This is a genomic window from Agrobacterium sp. ST15.16.024 (assembly GCF_027956545.1).
In the GTDB taxonomy this organism is placed as follows: Bacteria; Pseudomonadota; Alphaproteobacteria; order Rhizobiales; family Rhizobiaceae; genus Agrobacterium; species Agrobacterium cucumeris.
The window spans coordinates 1-357 of sequence record NZ_JAQKGO010000052.1 but is presented as its reverse complement, the minus strand read 5'-3'; the positions used below and the strand labels follow the sequence as shown (position 1 = coordinate 357).

The window sequence follows — 357 nt, the reverse complement described above, 5'->3', positions numbered from 1 at the left end:
GCGTCAGAATGGCCTTCGACAGGGCGAGCAGGCCGAGAACGGGCCAGGCATAGGCCCAGTTCTGCCCGAAGATGACAAGCATGGCCGGCTCCGCCACGGCCCAGAGGCCGAACATCATCGGTGCCAAAAGCACGGTCAGCACCTGCGTACTGAACATCAGCGCATCGCGCCGGCGCTGCGGATCGTCCATCATGCGGCTGAAGGCGGGAAACAGGACACCCATGACAGCCGACAGAACCACCTGGTTGGGAATGCTGGCAAAGCGGTTGGAGGCGGAATAGGCGCCGGCATCCGCCAGCCCAAGATGCCGGGCAATGACCACCATCGGTGACTGGAAAGTAACGAAATTGGCGATTT

1 protein-coding gene is annotated in these 357 nt (G+C 61.9%); it reads right to left on the bottom strand.

Going from position 1 to position 357, the window contains the following annotated elements; all coding sequences use genetic code 11:
* Positions 1-357: oligosaccharide flippase family protein (locus tag PL640_RS25590; protein WP_271363880.1), on the bottom strand; the 357-nt coding region annotated here is incomplete at both ends.